The sequence below is a fragment of the Pedococcus bigeumensis genome, assembly GCF_006438965.1.
Classification (GTDB): Bacteria; Actinomycetota; Actinomycetes; order Actinomycetales; family Dermatophilaceae; genus Pedococcus; species Pedococcus bigeumensis_A.
Genome location: NZ_RCZM01000006.1, coordinates 229,023 through 252,567 on the forward strand (window position 1 = coordinate 229,023; position 23,545 = coordinate 252,567).

Below are 23,545 nucleotides of genomic sequence, written 5' to 3' on the forward strand. Positions count from 1 at the left end.
GCGCCTGACCGTCTCACGCCTGGGTGGCGTCGCCTGCGCTGGACGTGGCAGCTGCCTCGCGGGCGGCGAGGGCGGCCGCGTAGTCGGGCAGCTCCTGGAGCGCGAAGTGGTTGCCGTCAGGGTCCTCGAAGTGGGTGAACCGGCCCCACGGGAGGCTCTCGACCTCGCTCACCTCGACGCCACGGCCCTTGAGCTCGGCGTGGGCCGCATCGGCGTCGGCGACCACGAGCTGGAGGTACTGCTTCACCCCCGCGCCGAGCATCTCCATGCCCTTGACGAAGCAGAACGAGCAGGCCGACCCGGGTGGCGTGATCTGGACGAAGCGCAGGTCGGCCTCCTCGACGACCTGGTCCTGGTCCGCCGGCCAGCCGACGACGTCCTCGAAGAACGCCTTCGTGCGGTCGATGTCCGTGACGGAGATGGGGATGAGCTCGATCTTGTAGTCCATGTCTGGTCCTCTCCTCGCAACCTCTCCCTCGGAGGTTCTACCACCAGCCTAGGAAGGCTTCCGGTCACTTTCTGTCCTGAATGACTCCCCGGTTCGGACAGCTTGGCTGTCCGCGGTCAGGGCGCGTCGGTCAGGGCGACGACCCACTCGGGCGGCCACGGCCGGGATCGGTCGGCCCCGTCGGGCACGTGCACGGTGACGTACTTCCCCCTTGCCGCGCGGGTCCGAGTGCGGTCCTCGAAGGCCTCACCCCAGACCTCGTAGCCAAAGGTCATCGACGACGTGCCGATGCGCTCGAGGACGACGGTGGCGGTGACCTCCTGGCCGAACCACAGCCGCGCCTCGTAGTCGACCTCATGGCGCACCCGTGGGGCCGTGCCGAAGTAGCCGTCCACCCCACGCTCGCGCATCAGCGCCGCCTCGGCCGACTCCACCCAGCGGGTGATCGCGGTGTTGTGGTGGTGACCGGCGGCGTCGGTGTCCATCCACTCGACCCGGCCGCGGTGCACGCCCCGTGGTCCGGTGGCCGTCACGGAGCCACCACGGCGACCGGCACCACGGGAGACCCGGGTGCGGTCGGACCAACCGGGACCTGACCCGGCGTCCAGCGCAGGTGGGTCGGCAGCTCGTCCACCTCGGCCTCCTTGATCAGCGAGAGCCGGGGCCGGACCGCGTCGGTCCGTGCCGTCGGTGGCTTGCGCCGCCCGGCGGCAAAGGGCAGCGGCCACTCTGCTGCGGCACCGCGGAACTCCTGCTCGGCCGCGGCGTGCAGCGTCCACTGCGGGTCGTAGAGGTGGGTCCGGCCCAGCGCGCAGAGGTCGGCCCGCCCCGCCAGCAGGATCGAGTTGACGTCGTCGTGCGACGAGATGGCGCCGACCGCGATGACGGCGACTCCTGCCTCGGCTGCGACCTCGTGTCGGATCCGGTCGGCGAAGGGGGTCTGGTAGGACCGTCCGAACGCCGGCGTCTCCTCCTTGCTGACCTGACCCGACGAGACGTCGATGCCGTCGGCTCCATGCTCGATGAACGCCCGGGCCAGCTCGACCGCGTCGTGCTCGTCGTTGCCGTCAGGCATCCAGTCGGTCGCCGAGATGCGCACCGTGAGCGGGCGGTCGGCGGGCCAGGCAGCGCGGACCGCGTCGAAGACCTCGAGTGGGAAGCGCAGCCGGTTCTCGAGCGACCCGCCGTACTCGTCGGTGCGCTGGTTGGAGATCGGCGAGAGGAACGAGGACAGCAGGTAGCCGTGGGCGCAGTGCAGCTCGAGCAGGTCGAAGCCAGCGTCGGCCCCACGCCGCGCCGCGGCCACGAACTCGTCCCGGATCGCCTCCAGGTCGGCGCGGGTCAGCTCGCGAGGCAGGTGGCAGCCGTCGCCATAGGCCAGCGCCGACGGGCCGGTCACCTCCCAGTTGTCGCTCTCGAGCGGCTTGTCCATGCCCTCCCACATCAGCTTGGTCGAGCCCTTGCGTCCCGAGTGGCCGAGCTGGAGACCAATGGCCGCAGTGGAGTTCGCGTGGACGAAGTCGACGACCTTGACCCACGAGTCACGCTGCTCGTCGGTCCACAGCCCCGTGCAGCCGGGGGTGATCCGACCCTCGGGGGAGACGCAGACCATCTCGGTCATGACCAGCCCAGCGCCGCCGAGCGCCTTCGAGCCAAGGTGCACGAGGTGGAAGTCACCGGGCACCCCATCCACGGCGGAGTACATGTCCATCGGCGAGACGATGATGCGGTTCTTCAGCTCCAGGCTCCCGACACGGAACGGCTGGAACATCGCCGGCACGACTGCTGCCGCCCCCTGGGCTGCCGCGAACGCCTCGTCCACCTGGGTCGCGAAGTCCTCGTCGCGCGTCTTCAGTCCGTCGTAGGTGATCCGGCGCGACCGGGTCAGCAGGTTGAAGCAGAACTGGGTGGGGTCCTGGTCCTCATAGAGGCCGATGTTCTCGAACCACTCCAGCGAGGCCTGGGCGGCGCGCTGGGTGGACTCCACGACGGGCCGCCGTTCCGTCTCGTATGCCGTGAGCGCGGCATCGAGCGCGTCGTGCTCGTGCAGGCACGCGGCCAGGGCCAACGCATCTTCCATGGCCAGCTTGGTGCCGGAACCGATCGAGAAGTGCGCCGTGTGCGCGGCATCCCCGAGCAGGACGACTTTGCCGTCGTGCCACCGCTCGTTGCGGACGGTCGTGAAGCTCAGCCACTTGGAGTTGTTGGAGAGCACCTCGTGGCCACCGAGCTCGTCGGCGAAGATGTCGGCCACCCGCGCGATCGACTCCTCGTCGGATGCACCCGGTGGGAACTCGGTCGACTCGCTGGCATCGAAACCTGCTGCCCGCCAGACGTCCTCGTGCATCTCGATGATGAAGGTCGAGCCCTCGTCGGAGTAGGGATAGCCGTGGATCTGCATCGTCCCCCACCGCGTCGCCTTGACGTAGAACTGGAACGCCTCGAACACCAGGTCGGTCCCGAGCCACATGAACTTGTTGTGACGACGGTCGAGGCTGGGACGGAAGACCTCGGCATACCGTTGGCGCACAGCGGAGTTCACACCATCGGCCGCGAGCACCAGGTCGTGGGTCGCACGCAGCTCCTCGACGTCCGGGGCGACGGTCGAGAAGCGGACGTCGACAGCCAGCTCGGCGCACCGGGCCTGGAGGAGCGAGAGCAGCTCCTTGCGGCTCATCGCCGCGAAGCCCTGACCGCCGACCGTGTGCCGCTCACCCCGGAAGTGGATGTCGATGTCGGTCCACCGGGCGAAGCGGTCGGCCATCTGCTCGGCGATCCGCTCGTCGGCATTGCCGATGCCACCAAGGGTCTCGTCGGAGAAGACCACACCGAAGCCGAACGTGTCGGAAGCGGCGTTGCGCTCCCACACGGTGACCTCGTGGGAGGGGTCGAGCTGCTTCATGAGCGCGGCGAAGTAGAGCCCTCCCGGTCCGCCGCCGATGATCGCGATCTTCACGACTGACCCTCCTGAGAGAACTGCTGGCGCAGTCTGAAGTGCTGCAGCTTGCCGCTGGGGTTGCGCGGCAGGACGTCGACGAAGCGGACGTCCCGGGGGTACTTGTAGGGGGCGATCTGGGCCTTGACGAAGTCCTGGATCTCGCGCGCCTTGGCGGCGTCACCAACGACCCCCGAGCGGAGCACGACGAACGCGCAGACGATCGAGCCACGCTCCGTGTCCGGCCGACCGACCACCGCGCACTCGGCGACATCGGGATGCAGGTCGATCGCGGCCTCCACCTCCGGGCCGCCGATGTTGTAGCCCGACGAGACGATCATGTTGTCGCTGCGCGCCTGGTAGTAGAAGTAGCCCTCCGCGTCGCGGGTGAAGGTGTCGCCGGTGACGTTCCAGCCGTTCAGGACGTAGGCGTGCTGGCGCTCGTCGTTGAGGTAGCGACAGCCGGTCGGGCCGATGATCGCGAGCCGACCCGGCGCGTCCGGACCGACCTCCTGTCCGTCGGCGTCGAGGATCGTCGCGCGGAAGCCCGGGACCGCCTTGCCCGTCGCCCCGCGACGGATGTCATCGCCCCGCGCCGACACGAAGACGTGCAGCAGCTCGGTCGAGCCGATGCCGTCGATGATCCGCAGTCCGGTCTGGTCGTAGACGGCCTGCCAGGTGTCGGGGTTGAGGTGCTCGCCGGCCGACACCGCGGTGCGGACTCCTGCCAGGAGCCCGGCGTTGCCGTCGACGACGATAGCCCGGTATGCCGTGGGGGCGGTGAACAGCGTCGTCACCTCGTGGTCGTGAACCAGCTGGGCGAGCTCCGCGGGGGTGGCCTTCTCGGTGAGCAAGGCGCTCGCTCCGGCCCGGATCGGGAACACCACCAGGGCACCCAGCCCGAAGGTGAAGGCCAGCGGGGCGGTGCAGGCGACGACGTCGTCAGCCGTCATCTGCACAAGGTGCTTGCCGAAGGTCTCGGCGATCGAGGCGATGTCGCGGTGGAAGTGCATGGTCAGCTTGGGGACCCCCGTGGTGCCCGAGGTCGGGCCGAGCAGGGCGACGTCGTCTGCAGCCGTTGCCACGGCGGTGAACTCGCCCGACTTGGCGGCACAGCGCGCGACCAGGTCGTCGGGCCCAGAGCCGCCGAACTCCACAACCGTGAGGTCTGGCGCAGAGTTGTCGCGCACGGCATGCACGTCGGCGACAAACCGGTGGTCCACCAGGGCGATGGTGGGCTTGGACGCGACCACGATAGGCGTGATCTCCACGGCCCGCAGGGCAGCCATCGTGGTGACCACCACCGCCCCGGCCTTGAGGGCGCCGAACCAGCAGGCGACCACCCACGGGTGGTTGGGCGCGCGCAGCAGCACCCGGTTGCCGGTCACCAGCCCGAGGTCCTCGGTGAGCACCTGCGCCACCTGGTTGGCACGCACCTGCAGCTCGCCGTAGCTCCACGTCGTCCCGTCGGGGGCGTGTAGCGCCGGGCGGTCGGCACCCACGCGGTCGACGGTGTCGTCGAGCAGCCAGGCCGCGGCGTTGAACCGGTCGGGGTACTGCAGCTCGGGGAGGGTGAACTCCATGGTCGGCCACTGGTCGCGCGGCGGCAGCGAGTCGCGCGCGAAGGTGTCCTCGTGGGCGGAGGGGCTGAGCTCCATCGTCATGCCTTTCGACATCGGGTGTTTCAACGTCATGGGTGCGACCGTCACTGACCGGCGCGGATCATGCCTTCTTGGGCGACAGTGGCGACGTGCTCGCCGTCGCGGGTGAAGAAGCGACCCACACCCAAGCCGCGACCGCCGTGGGCGCTGGCGGCCTCCTGGGCATAGAGCAGCCAGTCATCCATTAGGAAGGGTCGGTGGAACCACATCGCGTGGTCGAGGCTCGCGGTCACCAAACCCTTTTGCGCCCAAGACATTCCGAGCACCCGTAGCACTGGTTCGAGGATCGTGTAGTCGCACGCGTAGGCCAGTGCGGCCTGAGCGAGCTGGGTGTCGTCGATGCCCTCGACGGGTCGCAGCGCGTCGAACGGCTTGACCCACACGGCCTGGAGGGCAACCCGCTCCCCTTCGACCCGCACGTAGACCGGGCCCGGCGCATGCCGCATGTCGAAGGACCGCCCAGCTGCCCAGTACCCGCGGGAGTCCGGAGTCATCGTCCCCGCCTCAGCAGTCCCCGGCTCGAACCCCTCGAGGTATGCCGCGGAGCTGGGCAGCGACTCCGGCGCCGGGACCGAGGGAGGCGCGTCCGCGGCATACTCCCCGCCGCCCTCGGGCACGTGGAAGGAGGCCATGGCGAGGTAGACGGGCTTGCCACTCTGGAAGGCGCGGACCTGTCGCGTGGAGTAGCCGCGGCCGTCGCGCAGCCGCTCGACCTCGTAACGGACTTCGGCACCGATGTCGACGGGACGCATGAAGTAGCTGTGCATCGAGTGCAGCCCGCGGTCCGCCTCGACCGAGCGCATCGCAGCGACGGTCGCCTGCGCGACCATGTCGCCACCGTAGGCCTTGGGCCACGGGCAGTACTGCGTCGTGGCGGTGTAGGCCTCGTCGAACACGTCGGGGCTGACCGGTGTGAGCGCCAGTGCGTCGGTCAGCACCTGCGAGGTGGGGGCTGTGGCGGCTGCGGTGAGCTCACTCATGCGCGGCGGTACCCCTGCAGGATGCTGTCGTCGACGTCCGCGAGGTTGACGACGATGTTGTCGGGCGTGCGGGTGGTCAGCCAGACAAGGTCGTGCTTGGTCGACATGTTGCACTCCACGTGGTGCATGAACGGCGGCACGAACACGAAGTCGCCCTCGGTCATGTCGACGAACTCGCGGAACTCCTCGCCGAAGTAGATCCGGCCGTGACCCTGCAGCACGTAGCCGCCGGTCTCGGCCTCGCCGTGGTGGTGGTTCACCGAGCGGTAGCCGGGCTTGTTGAAGACCTTGCCGTACCAGAGGCGCTGAGCCGGGGTGTGCTGGATGCTGACGCCGGACACGCGGTAGGCGCCGCCCGAGTCTGCGGTCGAGGCATCCTCCGAACCGGCCTTGGTGACGATCGGGATGACCCGGCCGTCGGGCTGGGCCCACGGCGACGGGTCCCCTTCGAGCACGTAGTCGTCAAAGTTCATCTGCATCTCCTTGGTGGGTGTCAGGTCGTTCGGTCAAGGCCGGATCGGGTCGAGCGAGGTCAGTCGGATCGTGTTGTCCAGGAAGCCGATTCCCTCGATCTCGGTGCGGACGACATCACCGTCGCGCAGGAAGCGGGGCGGCGTCATCCCCATGCCGACGCCCCCGGGGGTGCCGGTGAGGACGAGGTCGCCGCGACGCAGGAGGGTGAACTGTGAGGTGTAGGCGAGCAGGGCGGCAGCGCCGAAGACGAGCGTCCTGGTGTTGCCGTGCTGGAGCGTCTCGCCGTTGACCTGGCAGGTGAGCTCGAGACCGGCCTCAGGGTCCACCTCATCGGGGGTCACGACGACCGGCCCGACCGGAGTGGTCGCGTCCCAGGCCTTGCCCTGGAACCACTGCAGGGTGCGGCGCTGCCAGTCGCGGACGGAGATGTCGTTGGCCACCGTGTAGCCCGCGATCGCCTCGCGCGCCTGCTCCTCGGTGGCCCGGCGCAACGGCTGACCGACCACGACGGCGAGCTCCGCCTCCCAGTCGAGGTCGACCTCAGCGGGGGCGTGGATCTCGTCGGTGGGGCCGATCAGGGTGTCGGCGTACTTGGCGAAGAGGGTGGGGAAGTCGGGCAGGTCGCGACCCATCTCGGTGATGTGGTCGGCGAAGTTGAGGCCGCAGCAGATGACCTTGGTCGGCCTTGGCAGCGGGTTCAGCAGGGGCAGCTCCCCGACCTCGCCCAGGGCCTTCCCCGCGTTCGACGCGCTCGCCGCCCTCGACGCGAGGTCGCGCCAGTCCGGCAGGGCGAACAGCTCCGAGAGATCGGCAGCCGGCAGCTCGAGCCACACCTCGTCACGACGCAGCGCGGCACGGGTCGTCCCGTCCGGCGTCGCCACCGTGGCCAGTCGCATCGTTGCGTCTCCCGTCGTCGTATAGAGACAATTTCACGGTCGTCACGTATAGTCAATAGCCATCGAGCAGGCACCGCACCCGAGGAGCGCCATGACCCCCGTCGCGATCAACCCCGCATCCCTGCCCGCCCCCAGCGGCTACTCGCACGGGACGCTCAGCGGCAACACCCTTCACCTCGGCGGCCAGACGGCCCTCGACGCGGAGATGCGGATCGTCGAGGGGGGCATCGTCGAGCAGTTCCGCCAAGCGTTCGGCAACGTGCTGACCACCCTGCGCGAGGCGGGCGGCATCCCCGAGGACCTCGTCAGCCTGACGATCTACCTCACCGACATCCCTGACTACCAGGCGCACGGCCGCGAGATCGGTCGCGTCTGGCGCGAGCTGGCCGGGTCGGTCTACCCCGCCATGGCCGGGATCGGCTGCACGGCCCTCTGGCAGCCGGAAGCCCTCATCGAGATCCTCGGCGTCGCGGTCATCCCCGACGACCGGCTGCGCCTCCCCCAGGCCTGACCGCACGGATCTCGCGGCTCAGCTGCCCAGCACCCGCGCCGTGTGCCGGGCAGCCGGGCCGGCCAGCCGTGCGTGCAGTGTGGTGAACAACCGCTCGGCCGCGATGCCCTGCCAGTCCTCCGGCAGGAACTCCACGGGCAGCCCCGGGTCGAGGTAGGGCAGCCGTCGCCAAGCGGTCAGCAGGAGCACGTCGTCGGCGAAGGCGCGGGCCTCGTCGTCGCTCCCGCGGCCGGGCTCCTCACCGCTGGTGCCCCACCGCTCGAGGACCGGTTCGAAGGCAGCCGTGAAGCCGGCATACAGGGCGGCCAGCGCCTCCAGGTCCCACCACTGCGCGACGCGGCGCGCGATCTGGTCGTCCAGCAGGTCGGCCGCGAAGAACTCCACGAACTCGAGCAGCCCCTCGCGCTCCAGCTCGCGCCGCAGGTGGGCGTGGACGAACTCGGGGGCGATCCACAACCCTGCGGCCACCGTCCCGAAGCCGCGCCCGGCGAGCACCCGGCGCAGCTGGTGGCGCAGGTTGCGCTGCGACTCCGGCACGGAGAACGCCGCAAGCAGCCAGCGGTCGCCGGGCTTCGCCCGACGTGGGGCGAAGATGCGCTCGTCACCCTCTTCGAAGACGTCCTCGAGCTGCGGATCGAGCCGGTATGCCGCGTTGGCGCCCTTGCGCGCCGGCAGGAGGACGCCGCGCTTCTTCAAGCGGGACAAGGCAGAACGGGTGGCGGCCTCGTCGACGTCGAGGGTCGCGAGGAGCTTGATGAGCTCGGCCACGGCGAGGGACTGGTGGTCACCGCGGGCGTGGAGCGCGCAGATCGTGACGATCAGCTGCTGGACCTGTCGGCCGGTGCCTGCCTGCGGTTCACCCGGCCGTGGACCACCGGTCGGAGGCCCGCCGGCGGCGGCGCTGGCTGACGGACGAGGCACGGCGCCAGCCTAGTCAGCCCTGACCCGCGGCCCTGTTCTCGTCGGCGGTCGAAGCGGTTGAAGCAGTCGAAGCAGGAGTAGCGGCGGTCGATGCTGCCGAGGGGGTCGACGCGGTCGCGGGGTGCGCGTCGGGGCAGCGGCGGTGCAGCTCGTCGATGATCTCCTGCTCGCGCGCCAGGGCGGCGAGGAGGTCGGGGGTCTGGACCGTCCAGGCGGGCCGGCGGACACCGCCCAGCCCACGCGTCGCGTCCTCGAGCTGGGCCAGCTCGGCGAGCAGCTCTCGCACGGTGGGAGTGGGCTGTCCGGTGACGATCTGAGGAACCCGGTCGTGACCATCGGCGACGCCGCCCCCGGGGTAGCCACGCGGGGCGCTCGATGCCTCGTCGGCCTGAACTGACTTGGTCGACTCGCTCACTGCAGCCCTCCTGGGGTCCGGGTCTTGGGTGCCCCGACTGCTTGAAGCCCTGAGATCATCATCCGAAATGTCACGTTCTGTCAACGGTTCGACAGGCGAGCACCCCGCAGGAGGTCAGCCGCCGCCTGGTCGCTGGGCCGCGTTCTGTGGTGCACAGGGCAGGCTCCGGTGCGCCATGTCGAACGTCGACAGCACCTCCCGGAGGAACTCCGCCGCCGCTGCCGTGACGTCGCGCGCGTCCGCTTCCGCGGTGTCCTCCAGGATCTCGGTGAGGACGAGGTGGTGCACGTCAACGAGGTCGAGGAGGCTCACGTCGTGGGCGATCGCCTGGCGCCCCAGCTGGTAGCCGAGCGTGAGCGCCGCCTCGCTGCGCTGCGGCAGGTACCGCTGGAAGGCGGCGCGGTAGTCCAGGGTGAGGTCGTCGATCTCAGCCATGGCTGCTCCCCAGCCCCCGCAGCCGCGAGAGGTAGGCCAGGCCCTCCTCGAGGTCGAGGGCGGTCGGGACCTCCCCCATGTCCATGCCGAGGCAAACCATGGCAAAGGCGACGTCGGGCTGGATCCCCACGATGACCGTGACCGCTCCCCGCAGGCGGGCGATGTCGGCGATCGAACGCAGGGTGCGCGACGCGAAGCTGTCGATCACGTCGAGGGCGGCGACGTCGATGATGATGCCGCGTGCCCGGTGCTCACCGATCTGGCGGACGAGGTCGTGCTGGAACCGGACCATCTCGGAGTCGTCCAGGGCAGTGTGGACCGACGCGACGAGGGTGTCACCCTGACGCAGGATGGAGACGAGGGCCGGTCCTGAGTTCACGAGCCGTCCGTCACCACCTTGCGCGTCACGGTGTACCCGAGCAGACGTTCGGCCTCTTCCAGACCACCCTGGAGGTCGCCGATGGTGTTCATCTTGCTGAGGTCGACCCCGATGGTGACCAAGGTCTGGGCGATCGTGGGCGACAGGCCCGTGATGATCACGCTGGCCCCCATGAGCCGCGAGGCGTCGACCGTCTGCACCAGGTGGTTGGCGACGGTCTCGTCCACGTCCGGCGCACCGGTGATGTCGATGACCACCACCTTGGCTCGGTGGGTGCGGATGCCGCTCAGCAGCTGCTCGGTGAGCTGCCTGGCCCGCTCGCTGTCCAGCACCCCGATGATCGGCAGGATGAGGAGCCGCTCACGGACCGGCAGCACCGGCGTGGAGAGCTCCTTGATGGCGTCCTGCTGCTGGCGGATGACGCGCTCACGTTCGTCGACGAAGCTGACCGCCACGGTGTTGGCGATGCGGTTCGCCGCGGGCTCGTAGGCGTCGAGGATCTGGTTGAGGAGGGCGAAGTCACGCTGGTACTTCTCGAAGAGCGAGCGCGCCAGCACGTCGCGCAGGAGCAGCACGATCCCGACCACCTCATGGGTTTCCACCCCTCGCGGGATGATCCGCTCCGAGAGGTCACGGGCGTAGTGCTGCAGGGCTTCCACGCTGCCTGTTTCCAGCACCTCGACGTAGTTGTCGTACACCGAAGTGGTCTCCGCAGCCATCTCCTGCGGCGTCATGGCCTCGAGCAGGTGCGCGTCACGGATGCGTGAGGCCCACTCGTTGCGAAGCTTCGCCCGATGCTCCCTGAGGTGGGCCACCAGCTGTGGGAGCAGCTGGTTGCCGGACAGCGAAAGCTCCGCCTGTCCTTGGTCCTGCCGCTGATCCTGCGTGTTCTCGGCGTTCATCCTCGTCCCTTCGTGTCGAACCATTTGGTCATGCTCACCGTGGTGCCGTGCCCGGTCTCGGAGACGATGTTGAACTCGTCCATCAGCCGTCTGGCCCCGGGAAGTCCGAGGCCGAGTCCCTGGTAGGTGCTGTAGCCGTCTTCCAGGGCGCGGTCCACGTCGGCGATCCCCGGCCCTGTGTCCCGAGCGACCACACGGATGCCGGGTCGCGGTTGCTCGAGGAGCTCGACCGTCACCTCACCGGTCGAGGCGAACCGGACGATGTTGCGCGCCACCTCGGACACGGCCGTCGCCAACATGGTCAGATCTGCTCCCGCGAAGCCCGCCCGAACCGCCATCTCTCGCGCGGCCGACCGGGCGGCGACGATGTCTGGGTCGGCACTGATCGGCACGTGGATCTCGTTGTCACGGACCGGCCCCCTGCCCAGCAGTGGCTGGCTCAGCCGAGCACAGAGGTCGCACTCCAGGAGGTGCCGGGCCGCGTCGACCTCTCGCTGACGCCTGCGATCCGCGCTGGACAGTGCCATCAGGACGGCTCGGCAGCGGTCCGTGGGCGGCTCGGTCCGCTCGAGCGCCAGGAGGTACTCGACCCTCAGCCGTGCCCTGGTCCGCTTGAGCTGCGCGGCGACGGCGTTGGCCGTGCTGCCGGTCTCCTCAGCCAGCGACTGGGTGGCCCGGCCGCTCACCTCGTGGGCGAGCAGGACCTCGCGCTCACGGTCGGTCAGCCGGCGCAGGGCCTCGGTGATGGCCGACTGCTCTTCGGAGGCGACGACGACCTCCTCGGCCTCGTCGGGCTCGCTGGGGTCGTGGATGCGGTGCTGGTTGCGGGCGTCGCGGTCGTCCTGTCGCCACATCGTGGCCATCACGTTGCGGACCGTGGCTATGGCGTACGGCTCGAGCATCCCCGGCTCGATCCGGTCCTCCGCCGCCAGGACCCGCAGCAGCGTCTCCTGGACCAGGTCCTCCGCGGCCGGATGCTGACCGATGCGGGCTGCGACGATACGGCGGAGCATGGGGATGAGGGCAGCGACGTCTGCCGCCCCTCCCGATTCCTGCGGCTCGTTAGTCGCCCGCGCCGTGCTCACGAGGGCGACCCTACGCCGAAATTGGCGTTTCCACCGCTCTGACCTGCGGCTTTGTCCTCCACCAGCAAGACGTGGAATGCCGAGGTCGCCGTGAGTCACCGAGTGGACACCGGGTGGCGCCGGGAGAGGAACCTCGCAAACCGACGCCACCCGGCTGACCCGGCCCCCGCCGTCAGGTGGTGGGTGGTGGCTGCTCGCTGGGCCTGGTCGAGGACTCATCGTCCGGAGCAGGAAGGTCGACCGGGACGAGGTCGTCGAGGGCCCCGCTGCCGTCCAACGGGTCGACGTATCCGGGAGGAGGAGGAGGGTCGCGCGGCACGGGGACCCGGACGGTCTCACCAGTGGTCGGCGGAGGCACCTCACCCATGACTCGATACTCCTCGCGGCGGAGGACGCCGGGCGACATCCCTTTGACGTAGGTGAGAGGAGTCTGGGGCGCTTTCCTCCACGGTCCACGCCTCCAGCTTCGCGAGCACGTGCAGGAGCCCGAGCACGAGTACTGGCGCGACCAGGGCGACGGCGTTCACACCGGCTCCCCGTGGGCCCTCCCGGCGCGGGCCGAGTGTGTCCTCCGTCCGGGTCGACTCTCCCCGCGAGGAAAGGCAAGCGACGGTTCGATCGCGAAGGCGTCGACATCGATGGCGATCCCCATGAGGTCGAGCTGGAGCGATCTGACGACGGGGCGCATGCCGGCGTCGTCGCGCACCAGGTCTGCCGGTGCGGTGGCTCGCCGGCTGTCCACCCCGATCAGGGTGCCGTCCGGCTCTCGGAGCTCCCCAGTGAAGACCCCCGTGACGAAGGCACCGCGCGGGGCGATGACGAGCCTCTGCAGGCGCAGGTGGCCGGTCATGGCGCCGACCCGTCCACGCGGGGAACGGAACGAGCCTGTGATCGTGGTGCTGTCACCGTCGGGGGTGCGCGGCCCCCCGCGACGGGGTCGGGGTCGGAAGGCGATCACGGTCATGACTGGGTCTCCATTTGCGTCGGGTGGGATGCCAGCCGGGTTGGGCTGGTGGCGACAGTGACGCCCCGCAGGTGAGGGGAGGCGGGACGCCACTGCCACGACAGGTGCTCAACGGCTCAGAGGCCCTTCAGAGACCGAGACCCGTGAGCAAGCGGTTGAGCAGCGCCGCGATCCCACCGAGGGCACCGCCCGGGCCATCAAGCAGGCCGGCCACGGCACACAGCAGGTTGCCGAGGAGGTTGCCTGCACCCGGGACTGCCGTGATGTCCAAGTGGACAGGGGCGAGGTCGATCACCAGGCCCAACAGGTCGAGGTGGAGGGGGCCGAGGTCCAGGTTCAGGATGCTGCAGCCCTGGGTCACTGCCACGTCCTGGAGGGGTGCCGTGAACGCCGTGCCGCCCGCGGGGATCCCGGTGCCGCTGATGGTCCCGGAGAGCTGCACGACGCCGTTGACCACCGAGGTGGTGAGGTTGCTCAACGACCCCGTGAACGCGGTGCCGTCAGGCAGCGCACCGGTGACGGGCAGCGTGGTGGCCGCGGGCTTGGCGGCCGAGGCCGCAGTGTGGGCCGCGGGAGCAGCACTGGCGGACGTGGCCGCCGGGACGAGCCCCACTGCACCCGCGAGCAGGACAGCAGTGGCGGTACCGACAAGTTTGGTGTTCTTCATGACGTGCTCCTTCGGTGGAACCCGGTGAGGACTCCGTTGGGGCTGGTTCGTTGGCGAAGGCTTGGACGCTGCTGGTCCATCGGTGCCCTGCCACACAGATGAAGACCCCGCTCGAGGGGGAACGTGACGCGGGACGTCGCCGGTCAGCGCCCTTCTCGCCCGGGAGGCCGGCCCGCCAGCCCTTCGCGCCAGCACGCAGCCCCCGACCGCCAGGTCAGGAGGGCAGGACGCAGCTACCGACCTCCGCGTCACGCCCGGGGGACCAAGGCGTCACCCGGGTCGTGAGCACGACCAGGCAGCCTTCGAGGAGCCGGACAGCTCGATATCGCTGGTCAGAGAGCCGACGAGGGGACTTGAACCCCTAACCCCTTGTTTTTGCGCGCCACTCTTTCGACTGTTCTGGTTGATACCGATCGCCACCTCGCTCGTGCACAACTTGGCTGCCGCAAGTAGCGGTCGTCTCGCTGCCGTAGCGGACAGTTCGGCGGCAAAGCGGTGGGCAAAGCGGTGGGTCCGACGCGCGCAGGAGCCGGCCACGCGGGTCTGCGCATTGACCCAACGGGAAGAGCTCTGGAAGGTGACCGGCTGCGATGCCGGTACGGAAGCCAGCTCCACGGGTCCGAAGACCGGACTACGCCGGAAGGTGCTGGCTGGGGCTTACGGCACCCATACGCCCGCCCGCTCCGTCCGTCATCAGCGCAGTAGACGGTGAGCTGAGGCTGAGTTGAGAGCAGCGTCCTGGAATCTGACCAGGCCGCTGTTTTCCTGTGCCGCCCTCGGCGCAGCCGCGCCCGGAACGGCCGCCAGGCCGCATGCCCGGCACGGCCGCGCCGCAGGCGCGGCTCGCGGCGAAGCCGCGTTTAAGCCAGTAAGGAAAGTCCTCACCAACCGCCGCTCTGCCGGGCGTCCGACGCCGCTCTCCCGGGCGCAGCGAGCACTGCCCTCGAACGGCAACGTTCTGACATGCGTGCGACCGCTAGCCATCCAGCCAACTGCGACCCAAGGCTGGCACGTATCGCTTCGGCAACTGAGGCTGCCAACGCAAGCCGGGTACGGCCCTGGCCGTGGTGCCCAAGTCGGGCCTTGCAGAGTTGGTCCAATCTCGACCGAGGGGGGCATCGGCGGTGAAGCCGTCTGCTTAGATGGGCGCGTGACTGCTCAGCAAGTCGAATCGACCACCTTTCGCGCGGCCGCTCTTTTCGCCAATAGCAGCTTTGTGATCCCGGACTTTCAACGGGATTACAGTTGGCGCGAAGACGCCGAGGTTTCCGCGTTTTGGGAGGACTTGGTAGGGGCCCTGGATGCGGGTGAGGACTACTTCCTAGGTTTGATAATTCTCACTGATGATGGCTTCGAACGAGAAGTGGTTGATGGGCAGCAGCGACTTCTTACTTTGTCCCTTTTCGCCAACGCCCTCCGCCTTGCTGCTGTTGCCCGCAACCGCAGACTGGTCGCCGATACTCTGCAAACCACGTTCTTGTTCTCGATCAATTACCAAACCGAGGCGCGAGAACCGCGGTTGGCGCTGTCCGACGACGCTGATGCCGGTGATTTTAAGGCCCTTATCGAGGCCCCCACATTGACCTTGGCCCCAACAAGTGGGAGTTCGCGCCTCATCCAAGCGCACAAATACTTGACGGCGCAGCTCGAGCGAGACCTGGAGGCCTCAGGAAATGCCACGTTGCGACTCGGGCGGTGGGCCGAATTCATTAGCAACGAGCTGACCTTCACAGTCTTCACACACCCGAATCGCTCGGCCGCATTTCGGGTCTTCGAAGTTGTTAACACTCGTGGCAAAATTCTTACACCAGCCGAGCTCATCAAGTCCTACGTCATCGGCCGTAGTTCGGAATCCGACCGAGACAATACGGTACAACGCTGGGGCGCCATCGAACAGCAGTTCGCCGACCTGCAGGCCGACGAACAATTGACCACGTTCGTGCGCCACGTCGTTGAGCTGAGGCGTGGTTATGTAGTTCCTAAAGAGCTGTATCAGATTGTTACGAAGGCTTTCGACGGCCCGGGGGCCGCCCAGGATCTCCTCAGCGACCTCGAACAACATCTCCCGGTCTACATTCAACTCATAGACCCCACCGCCGATGTGGAATCTACCGAACTACGGACAAGGGTCTTCAGGCTGCTCAGCTGGCTATCGGCGGCACGCTTCCGACCGCTGTTCATGGCGGCCGCAGCTACGGGAGATGACGAACTTCTTGAGCGATCACTTGCCGTCGTCACTCCCGGCGTCCTAAGCGGCAATTTTGGGTCGGGCGGCATCGAAGCGCAGTTTGCTCGCGCCGCTCGCCGTGTCCACCAAGGCGAATCCGGCTGGGATGAGACGCTGTCGGACCTTGGCAATCTGCGCCCCAGCCGGGAAGAGTTCGAGATTCGGCTCACGCGAAACCTGAACAAACTGCACGCGCAAGTACTGCGAGCGGCACTGGTGCAGCAGTCACCGACGCCTGACATCGTCGGGTATGCGCATCAAGTGCGTCCGCGCAACGGCGAGGGATGGCCCGACTTTGATGACGCTGACTACAAGGAGTTCGGCGGCAACTTGGCCAACTGGCTGTTGGTCACTACAGAGCGTCGTCCTCCTGGCGCTCGTACGCCAGACGCGGTGAAGGAGAAATTGCTCCCTCATGTCATCAATAATGAGCTGGTTGAGCCGGCAGATCTGCCCGTCTGGACGTCCACATTCGTCGCCGCTCGAACCCGAGAGTACGCCCAAACCTGCGGAGACATCTGGTATGGATCTCGTTAATCTCGAGCGCCTTATGCTCGATCGACTTTCGCTCACCCAATTCAGAACGGTGAACGCCGGAAGATCGCAGAGTATCGATGTTGGCGCTTTGGGTCTCCACGAACTTGCAGGAATCGGCCTGGACACGAACGTGCTAAAGCACTTCAGGTCTGATCCCTATCTCGCTACCTCCATGGCAGAAACCCTGCAAGACCTGCACGTTGCTTTGATCATGCCCGGTCAGACGGTGATCGAATTCTGGAATAATCATAAGACGTTTGCCAAGGAGGACTGGAATCAGATCAACAGCGACGTTGCCAAGTTGAACAAGAAGTTGGACGACATGGGCGCCCTGCCGTTGGCGGATCAGCGAATTCAAGGAATTCAGACGACTATTGCCGAGATCGTCACAGAACTACAGGAATCGACGGCTCCCGATTTCCTGCAGCGCTCGGAGCAGGTCATGGAAACTCTGTTGGAGTACGCGGTTCAGCCAATGGTCTCCCGCGCCGCGTTTCACGACGTGGGGCTCGTTCGGCTCCGAAGCAAGGTCCCACCCGGCTTCGCCGACGCAGCCGAGAAGGGGGAGCTAAGTCTTGGAGACTTCTTCGGCTGGTGCGACTTCATGCTCGGAGCACTGAGCCTGCAGGCCGACTCTCAGCCATCGCCGCGATTTCTCTTTGTCACGGAGGAAACTAAGCCCGACTGGAGGACGGGGATCTCCGCGCACCCGCAGTTGGTTCATGAGTTTCAGCACGTAACTGGAGGCGAGGTCGGGGTCGCGTACATGAAGGATTTGCGCCGCCTCCTCAAGGAAGCTGTCTCGGCGAGCCCTGTCGCGGCGACCACGGGGCCGTAGGCGCAGGATGCTCGTCTCCTAGCTGTCCAAGATCGCCGAGGCTGCCGGTTCTACCTCGAAGGAATCAAGGCGGCGCTCCGCGCCCTTCGGGTCGGGCCCCGCGATGGGTCGGTGGCCACCCCCGGTCAAGCAAGTTCCGAAGTCACCCGGGACATCGGAAACCCGTGCGGGCGCGCCATGTGCGATGCGTTCACTTGCGGCGCGCACGAGGAGCGAGGGAGCGCGAACCGGCGTCCTCATCAGAGGTAGGGTTCCCGACGTGAATCTCCCTGGGGTGTCGTCGTGGCGTTGAACGGACCGGAGCACCTCGGGGTTCGGCTCCCAGTCGTCGAAGCGCTGAAGATCGCGGGTTGGCAGGAGACTCAGATTCAGTGGAAGCCTGAGTGGAAGGTCCCAAAGAGTCCCCATGACGCTGCCCGACGCGAGGGAGGCAGCAAATCCTTCGGTCACTGGCCTGTGGACCTGGCTCTGTTCCAAGACCCGGAGGCGGCCAACGACTGGCAGAACGTCCTTGGGATCTTCGAATTCAAGGCCCCAAACCTGAAGGCGGGCATCTCTCAGCTCGAGATCTACCTGGCGAGGGAACCTCGCGCACGCTTTGGTGTTTGGACCAACGGCCGGGACTCCTGCACGGTCTACAAACTGCCGGACGGCACCTTTAAGAACGTCAGGCACCCGGCTGTCGTGCTGCCCTCCCCCGACGACGACTTCGAACTCGCGACGTCGAAGGCCATCACGTTCAACGACCTCCTCGTCCCGACAGAGCGCGAGTTGAGGCAATCTTTCAAGGCCCTCCTGGATGTCGTGGTGGCTCGCGACAGCGTGGTCACACGCTCCGAGCAGCAGTTGGACCAGCTTTGCAACATGCTGCTCCTGAAGTTGGAGTCGGACACCTCAGGAACGATGCAGCCCTCAAAGCCCGTGGGATTTCAACTGCGAAAGACCGAGGCGGAGACCGGCGACCACATCCGAAAGGCGTTCAGCGCCTTGGTCGAGTCACGCGAGGAGGTCTTCCGAGAGGAACACTTTCCGTCGTTGTCCTTCGATGACCACACGATCAAGGAGATCGTCTACGCCTGGTCTGGCTGGAACATGCTCGAGGTTGGCGCCGAGGCGGTGTCATCGGCCTTCCAGGTCTTTCGTCGAGCCAACCTGAAAGCCGGCGAAGGCCAGTACTTCACCCCCGCTCGAGTAGTCCAGGCAGCAGTCCGCGTGATGGACATTCAGCCAGACGACAAGATCATCGATCCAGCATGCGGAACCGGCGGCTTCCTAATCGAGGCCTTTCGCGACATGTCCGCCCGGATCAGCAAGCCAGAGACTGTTCGAACCTGGGCCCATCGGCAGGTCTACGGCGTCGACAAGGACAGCATCAACGTAAAGCTCACTCGGGCCATGATGATGGTTCTCGGCGACGGGTCGGTCAACGTACACATCGGTGACTCCATCCGCGAGGACCGGTGGCCCAAGGACTACCCCTACCTAGACAGGGCTCTGCGCGACGGCGCATTCACCGTTGTCCTGACCAATCCGCCTTTCGGTGAAGGGCTCAAAGTGGCCGCCAAAGACTGCGAGGCGAACAAATACTCGATTTCTCTCGCCGCCGGTGGGGGCAAGTCCTACAAGGATCTCGAAATCGGCTTGGTGTTCTTGGAGCGCGCCTACAAGCTGCTCACGCCGGGTGGGCGGGTAGCCATCATTCTCCCGGAGACCTACTTCTTCTCCTCCTCGTACTCCTTCCTGAATGAGTGGATCAGGACGCGCTTCATAGTGCGAGGAGTGATCAACGTCCCAATGGAAGCGTTCCAAGGGTTCTGCCGAGCCAAGACCAATCTCTATGTCATGGAGAAGCAAGCAATCCCCCGAACCCAGCAGAGGAGTCGGTGATGGCCCACAAGCCCGCTTGGTTCATCGATGGCAAGGTCTTCGTGACCTTCGCTGAGACCGTTGGTATCAACAAGGACGGAGAGACGCTCTACGTCGTCGACCCGTCCACAGGGAAGCGGACGGAGGTCGTGGACGACCGGGTAAGTGCTGATATCGAAGCGCTACTCGTCAACCCGTCAGACGTGAGGTCACAGACCGCGCGCATGGTTCCAGCAGATGAGTTCACCCTCGCCGTGCCCGCCTACTACGACGACCGCCTCACGCAGGGCCTCGACCAACTTATGGCTCTGCCTGAGTTCGCCGATTTCGAGGTCCGGACGCTCGGAGAACTCGTCGAGGTTGGTGCTCTTACCCAACGCGCCGGGCACGGCTCCCCATCCGCGGACCTCCGCCAGGGCGAAATCCCCTACATCAAGGTGTCGGATGTCCGCGCAGGCCAAATCAACATCAATCCCTCGAATATGGTCCCGCGTGTCGTGGCAGAACGCTTCTGGCGCAGTACCGACTCGGGCCTCAAGCCCTTCGATCTGATCACGCCGATCCGCGCCTCAAAGAACATCGGCGAGTTCGCCCTTCTCATGCCTGGCCAGGAGCAGGTCGTCCTTACCAAGGAGATGCTCATTTTGCGCGCGGCTGCAGACTCACATGCAGACAACTACTTTCTCTTCTGGGCTCTTTCCCTACGAGCAGTGCGCGAACAGTGGAAGCGCATCGTGTTCATGCAGACGAACCGAGATGACGTTGGAGACCGATACCTTGAGATCAAGATCCCTTGGCCCACGACCGAAGCGGCCGGCAAGAAGGCGTCCCAAGACTTCCGCGAGTACTACACCGGAGTAGAGGCGCTAAGAACCAAGTTCGTCGTTGCACTCCAGCAACACGACCGCCACTTTGTGTTCTTGGGTCTGTCGGCCGAAGCACCCTCCAGCGACCCTACATAGCCCCTAAAACGATCGTGAAATGAGTGGGTCAGGCCAGCGGTGAGGCATGTCGACGGCTACTGACCGCTACAGATCGAGACCATGAGCTCGAGCAAGGGTGTCGGCTACACCGTCAAGTCCCAAACGGCGCACTAGCGGAATGAACACGTGCATCGGGGGTTGATTGCTCCGGTAGGGGTGCGCACACGTCCCGGAGTAGAGTCCGCCGCCCGGGGCGGATGACAAACCACCACCGGGTGCGGAAGACAATCCGCCGCCCGGGGCGGACGACAAACCACCACCGGGTGCGGAAGACAATCCGCCGCCCGGGGCGGACGACAAACCACCACCGGGTGCGGAAGACAGGCCTCCGCCCGGGGCGGACGACAAACCACCACCAGGCGCGGAAGACATCCCACCGCCTGGCGCTGAAGACAGACCGCCACCAGCTGCGCTGGAAAGTCCACCACCAGGGCCCGAATAGCGATCCCTCGGCCATGTGTTAGTCATGGCAGTCACAGTATCGACCTGACCTGACACAGACTGACGGTCTCGATTTAGCCCGCCCCTACAGCAGACCAACGCGATCGAATCGACGGACGACCTCGTCCCGATCCACACAAGGACCATAGAACATCCTCAAGGCGGTCGATCCTCGCCATGTTAGGACGCGGCGCCCAGACCGGTTGGTTGAGCGTCCCACCCCCAGGACGAAACTGTGGGGATACTCCCGGCATGAAACGAGTAGCCGGGTGGTCTTTGATTGTGCTGACTTTCCTCGCCACAGCCGCTGGCTGCTGGACTGTCGTCGCGGCCACGCTGGCATTCAATGAGGCGGGCCATTGGCTCGAAAGAGCAACCTACATAACGGAATGCGCACCCGGAAAGTCGAGCGCGGGTTCGCCCGGGTGTTCCGAACTCGCCCGCGCCACGCCCCACTGGCCCTACGGGGTAGAAGTGACGGACCCCAGCCTGATTGCCACGCAGGGCGGACTCATCCACGCGACCGGATCGGCTGTGCTGACATATGGGGGACTCATGTTCGCGGTGGCCGGCATCCTCCTCTCGCTCGGCGTCTTCGTCCTTTCGAGAGCTCGCAAGGCAAGATCGGCTTGATCGCATCAGCGACCATGTGCCCATGGTCAAGCTACGCGACTGATCGATGGCATGAGGGGACAGGTATGTACTTAGGCGAGAGCCACATCGGTACGAGAACGCGCGTCGACTTCCTCATGCAGGAGTTCGAAAGCGAACTCGATGAAATCGTCAAGCTGCATCGTTACGTGATCATGGCCGCGGCACGCGACTTCAACCGTGAGTACGACCTCCTGCTCTCCAAAAACGCTCACGAGGACTCGGCCTACGACGGCGGCGATGCGATCTGGGACGCCGAGCAGATCCTCGGGATCAACCCCTGGAACGTAGAGCATCATCTCGGGCTGCTGTCATTATCGCGAGCTGTGTCCTTGGCGGAGATTGTCTTGGCACGCCTCGCGGCAACGTGTTGGGAGCGGCCCGAGCTGACAGTCTTCCCGAACGGCAAAACGTGGCCGCGAGGATGGGAACACGCGTTCTACAAGACGTGCTTGAAGAATCCCATTGATCTAAACAAGGGCGGCCTGCGCACATTACGAGCTCTTCGCGACCTCTATGTGCACGGATATGGCGTACCGGTCAAGGAAGAGCAGCAGCACAAACTCGCAGCTGCCCTCAACCGGGAGTTCGGTGCGGAGCCTGCTACATCTGAAGAGGCCGCTCATGGATACAACGGCGTCGCGAGCTTTTTTGGTGAACATGCTCGTTTCGATCCGAAGGATGGACTCCATGACGACATGTATTTCGGGCTACCGCAGGCCAACGTGACGCCGCTTGCGACCTACCGAGCACTCAGGCGGATCGGCGACAGCGTCAGCGAGGCGGCTAGGGCCGTCGTGACGGGCCCGCTCGACGACGCGAGCTCTTCGAAGTTCATAAGAATCGTCGTGACCTGGTGGGAGAAGAACGGCGGAATACCCGAAGAGGCCTGACACTCGGCCGCGACCTCGTGAGGTGATCGGGGCCAATCCCCAATGTGGCACGTTTGTGGCACACAACCTTGGAAAGTCACGCGTCCAGCTAGCCAACGAATGACAAGTATGCACGCATGAATTCGTGCTCGTTCGGCTCCCGACACACACCTCTATGCGACTCCTAAAGCGGCAGTCACGATGGCAAATGTCGTCCTAGGTGGAGTGCATCCTCGAATGCTGTTTGAGCCGCTCGGCCTGTGCTCCACACACCGGACAGGGGACAAATCGCTGTCTACTTGCCCACGTAGTGATCGTGTCGGGCCACCACCACTTGCTCCGGCCGTCGAGCCCGTCCGGCTCTGGGAAGTGGCCGGTGGCCAGCCGAATGCGGTGGTTCTCACGGGACCACCCCAGGTGCGCGGCGATCTCCCGCCCGAACCAACGAGGGGGTGCCTGAGTTGCGAGGCGCTCGACCGCGGTCGGGCCAATGGCCAGTAGGTCTCTGAGTTCATGCTTGGAGTGGCCTGCCAGCCACAGCCGATCGAACTCAGCTTGTGGCACGTTAGGGACCGCACGTTCCGGTGGCATTGCATTGCGCACGAGCTCCCGCCCACTGCGACCGATGCCCAAGAGTCGCCAAGATGGGCCGGCGTCGTCACTCGTGAGACGTACAGCGGCGGCCAAGCACAAGCGTTCTACGGCGGCTCGGTCCATTCGTTTGCGACTCCTGCGCGCGGCAATGACCGAGGGCGTGAGGCCCTGCAGCCTCAGTGCCACAACCCGCAGGTCCGCAACCGTGAGCGGCTCGGTGGCTGCGATGAGTCGTCGTCTCCAGGCTTGTGAATCGCCGACTCCTGCCCCTTGGTTTCGGAGGATTGGCTCCCACGCCTCGCCCAGACCCAAGGCCCCTGCTGTCCCGCCCGGAGTGGTCCGCCTAGACACGGGCGCGCGACCAAGCCCAAGACGCGATCAGGCTGAGCCCGACCCCGAGCATGACGCCACCTAGCAGTTCCACGGTCTCCATCCTCGCACTAGAGGTCGCAATGGCTCCGACTCCTCCGCGGGCGCATGTCCTGAACGAAAGGTCAACAAACGGTAAGTACTCGTCTCAAACGCTGACAATTGGTGGACTCAGGGTGTATCGGGCGGGTTAATGGTGGCGCGAGTGGCCACTCGCACCAACCGATTGGGGACGATCATGAACACCCTGAACACGACTCTCGTGTCGGCCGCCAACACCGGCGGCCTGCAGTCCTGGATCAAGGACAACGTCATCCCACTGCTGCTGCTGCTCATCGCGGTGATGCTGTTCGTGCTCGCTCAGCGTGGCGACAACGCCAAAGCCATGAAGGTTGTAGCGGGAGTTGTCGTGGCGCTGGCCGTGCTCGGCATCGCCAGCAGTGGTCAAGCTGACAATCTCGGCGCCTGGATGGCCGGGCTCATCACAGGTTGAT

Annotated in this window: 23 protein-coding genes; 7 read left to right on the forward strand and 16 right to left on the reverse strand. The window is 66.2% G+C overall.

Translation table 11 applies throughout. The features are described from left to right. Window positions 1-13 precede the first annotated feature (13 nt). The 7 genes from EAH86_RS17480 to EAH86_RS17510 all read right to left on the reverse strand — a co-directional run bounded on the left by EAH86_RS17480 (window position 14) and on the right by EAH86_RS17510 (window position 7,394). On the reverse strand, window positions 14-448 hold the full coding sequence (locus EAH86_RS17480; protein WP_140743114.1) for a VOC family protein: 435 nt from the start codon (window positions 446-448) through the stop codon (window positions 14-16). A 116-nt stretch (window positions 449-564) separates the two neighbouring features. Then, on the reverse strand, window positions 565-981 hold the full coding sequence (locus EAH86_RS17485) for an acyl-CoA thioesterase (protein WP_241668435.1): 417 nt from the start codon (window positions 979-981) through the stop codon (window positions 565-567). Beyond that, window positions 978-3,404, reverse strand: a complete 2,427-nt coding sequence (locus tag EAH86_RS17490) for a bifunctional salicylyl-CoA 5-hydroxylase/oxidoreductase (protein ID WP_140743116.1) — start codon at window positions 3,402-3,404, stop codon at window positions 978-980. Before EAH86_RS17490 ends, EAH86_RS17485 begins: the two co-directional genes overlap by 4 nt. Continuing rightward, on the reverse strand, window positions 3,401-5,041 hold the full coding sequence (locus EAH86_RS17495; protein WP_140743382.1) for an AMP-binding protein: 1,641 nt from the start codon (window positions 5,039-5,041) through the stop codon (window positions 3,401-3,403). Before EAH86_RS17495 ends, EAH86_RS17490 begins: the two co-directional genes overlap by 4 nt. A 47-nt stretch (window positions 5,042-5,088) precedes the next feature. Continuing rightward, entirely contained in the window at window positions 5,089-6,024 is a 936-nt protein-coding gene (locus EAH86_RS17500) for an acyl-CoA thioesterase (RefSeq protein WP_140743118.1), read from the reverse strand. Next, window positions 6,021-6,497 carry a cupin domain-containing protein gene (locus EAH86_RS17505; RefSeq protein ID WP_241668436.1) on the reverse strand — a complete coding sequence of 159 codons (477 nt, stop codon included), beginning with the start codon at window positions 6,495-6,497 and terminating at the stop codon, window positions 6,021-6,023. The genes EAH86_RS17500 and EAH86_RS17505 overlap by 4 nt, the downstream gene beginning before the upstream one ends. Before the next feature lie 33 nt (window positions 6,498-6,530). Further along, the gene (locus tag EAH86_RS17510; RefSeq protein ID WP_140743122.1) at window positions 6,531-7,394 is read right to left on the reverse strand and encodes a fumarylacetoacetate hydrolase family protein; all 864 of its coding nucleotides are present in this window, start codon (window positions 7,392-7,394) and stop codon (window positions 6,531-6,533) included. Between the two features lie 91 nt (window positions 7,395-7,485). On the opposite strand from EAH86_RS17510, the gene EAH86_RS17515 reads away from it, so the two are divergent. Then, complete coding sequence (locus EAH86_RS17515) at window positions 7,486-7,905, forward strand: RidA family protein (RefSeq protein ID WP_140743124.1); 420 nt, start codon at window positions 7,486-7,488, stop codon at window positions 7,903-7,905. 18 nt (window positions 7,906-7,923) lie between these two features. On the opposite strand, the gene EAH86_RS17520 is transcribed toward EAH86_RS17515, so the two are convergent. The 9 genes from EAH86_RS17520 to EAH86_RS17560 all read right to left on the reverse strand — a co-directional run bounded on the left by EAH86_RS17520 (window position 7,924) and on the right by EAH86_RS17560 (window position 13,673). Then, on the reverse strand, window positions 7,924-8,826 hold the full coding sequence (locus EAH86_RS17520) for a PaaX family transcriptional regulator (RefSeq protein WP_140743126.1): 903 nt from the start codon (window positions 8,824-8,826) through the stop codon (window positions 7,924-7,926). A gap of 13 nt (window positions 8,827-8,839) precedes the next feature. Beyond that, window positions 8,840-9,241, reverse strand: a complete 402-nt coding sequence (locus tag EAH86_RS17525; protein WP_161988691.1) for a thiocillin family RiPP — start codon at window positions 9,239-9,241, stop codon at window positions 8,840-8,842. A gap of 114 nt (window positions 9,242-9,355) precedes the next feature. After that, on the reverse strand, window positions 9,356-9,676 hold the full coding sequence (locus EAH86_RS17530; protein ID WP_140743130.1) for a phosphatase RsbU N-terminal domain-containing protein: 321 nt from the start codon (window positions 9,674-9,676) through the stop codon (window positions 9,356-9,358). Next, window positions 9,669-10,055 (reverse strand): STAS domain-containing protein, encoded by a 387-nt coding sequence (locus EAH86_RS17535; protein ID WP_140743132.1) that lies wholly within the window; start codon window positions 10,053-10,055, stop codon window positions 9,669-9,671. The genes EAH86_RS17530 and EAH86_RS17535 overlap by 8 nt, the downstream gene beginning before the upstream one ends. After that, window positions 10,052-10,957: an STAS domain-containing protein gene (locus tag EAH86_RS17540; protein WP_241668437.1), complete on the reverse strand. Its 906-nt coding sequence runs from the start codon at window positions 10,955-10,957 to the stop codon at window positions 10,052-10,054. Before EAH86_RS17540 ends, EAH86_RS17535 begins: the two co-directional genes overlap by 4 nt. Next, entirely contained in the window at window positions 10,954-12,042 is a 1,089-nt protein-coding gene (locus EAH86_RS17545) for a sigma-70 family RNA polymerase sigma factor (protein WP_277752348.1), read from the reverse strand. The genes EAH86_RS17540 and EAH86_RS17545 overlap by 4 nt, the downstream gene beginning before the upstream one ends. A gap of 172 nt (window positions 12,043-12,214) precedes the next feature. Continuing rightward, a complete protein-coding gene (locus tag EAH86_RS17550; protein WP_140743134.1) occupies window positions 12,215-12,409 on the reverse strand; it encodes a hypothetical protein in 195 nt (64 codons plus the stop codon). 156 nt (window positions 12,410-12,565) lie between these two features. Further along, window positions 12,566-13,006, reverse strand: a complete 441-nt coding sequence (locus tag EAH86_RS17555; protein WP_140743136.1) for a hypothetical protein — start codon at window positions 13,004-13,006, stop codon at window positions 12,566-12,568. 127 nt (window positions 13,007-13,133) lie between these two features. Continuing rightward, window positions 13,134-13,673, reverse strand: a complete 540-nt coding sequence (locus tag EAH86_RS17560) for an ABC transporter substrate-binding protein (RefSeq protein WP_241668438.1) — start codon at window positions 13,671-13,673, stop codon at window positions 13,134-13,136. A 1,150-nt stretch (window positions 13,674-14,823) separates the two neighbouring features. Here EAH86_RS17560 and EAH86_RS17565 point away from each other — a divergent pair. From EAH86_RS17565 to EAH86_RS17595, 6 genes are all read left to right on the forward strand, one after another. Beyond that, on the forward strand, window positions 14,824-16,437 hold the full coding sequence (locus EAH86_RS17565; RefSeq protein ID WP_161988692.1) for a DUF262 domain-containing protein: 1,614 nt from the start codon (window positions 14,824-14,826) through the stop codon (window positions 16,435-16,437). Beyond that, on the forward strand, window positions 16,424-17,275 hold the full coding sequence (locus EAH86_RS17570) for a PIN-like domain-containing protein (protein ID WP_140743140.1): 852 nt from the start codon (window positions 16,424-16,426) through the stop codon (window positions 17,273-17,275). The genes EAH86_RS17565 and EAH86_RS17570 overlap by 14 nt, the downstream gene beginning before the upstream one ends. A 282-nt stretch (window positions 17,276-17,557) precedes the next feature. Then, the gene (locus tag EAH86_RS17575) at window positions 17,558-19,162 is read left to right on the forward strand and encodes an HsdM family class I SAM-dependent methyltransferase (protein ID WP_140743142.1); all 1,605 of its coding nucleotides are present in this window, start codon (window positions 17,558-17,560) and stop codon (window positions 19,160-19,162) included. Next, window positions 19,162-20,103 (forward strand): hypothetical protein, encoded by a 942-nt coding sequence (locus tag EAH86_RS17580; protein WP_140743144.1) that lies wholly within the window; start codon window positions 19,162-19,164, stop codon window positions 20,101-20,103. The genes EAH86_RS17575 and EAH86_RS17580 overlap by 1 nt, the downstream gene beginning before the upstream one ends. A 1,160-nt stretch (window positions 20,104-21,263) precedes the next feature. Further along, a complete protein-coding gene (locus tag EAH86_RS17590; RefSeq protein WP_140743148.1) occupies window positions 21,264-22,109 on the forward strand; it encodes a hypothetical protein in 846 nt (281 codons plus the stop codon). A 1,147-nt stretch (window positions 22,110-23,256) separates the two neighbouring features. Further along, window positions 23,257-23,544, forward strand: a complete 288-nt coding sequence (locus EAH86_RS17595) for a hypothetical protein (protein WP_241668439.1) — start codon at window positions 23,257-23,259, stop codon at window positions 23,542-23,544. Window position 23,545: the final 1 nt, after the last annotated feature.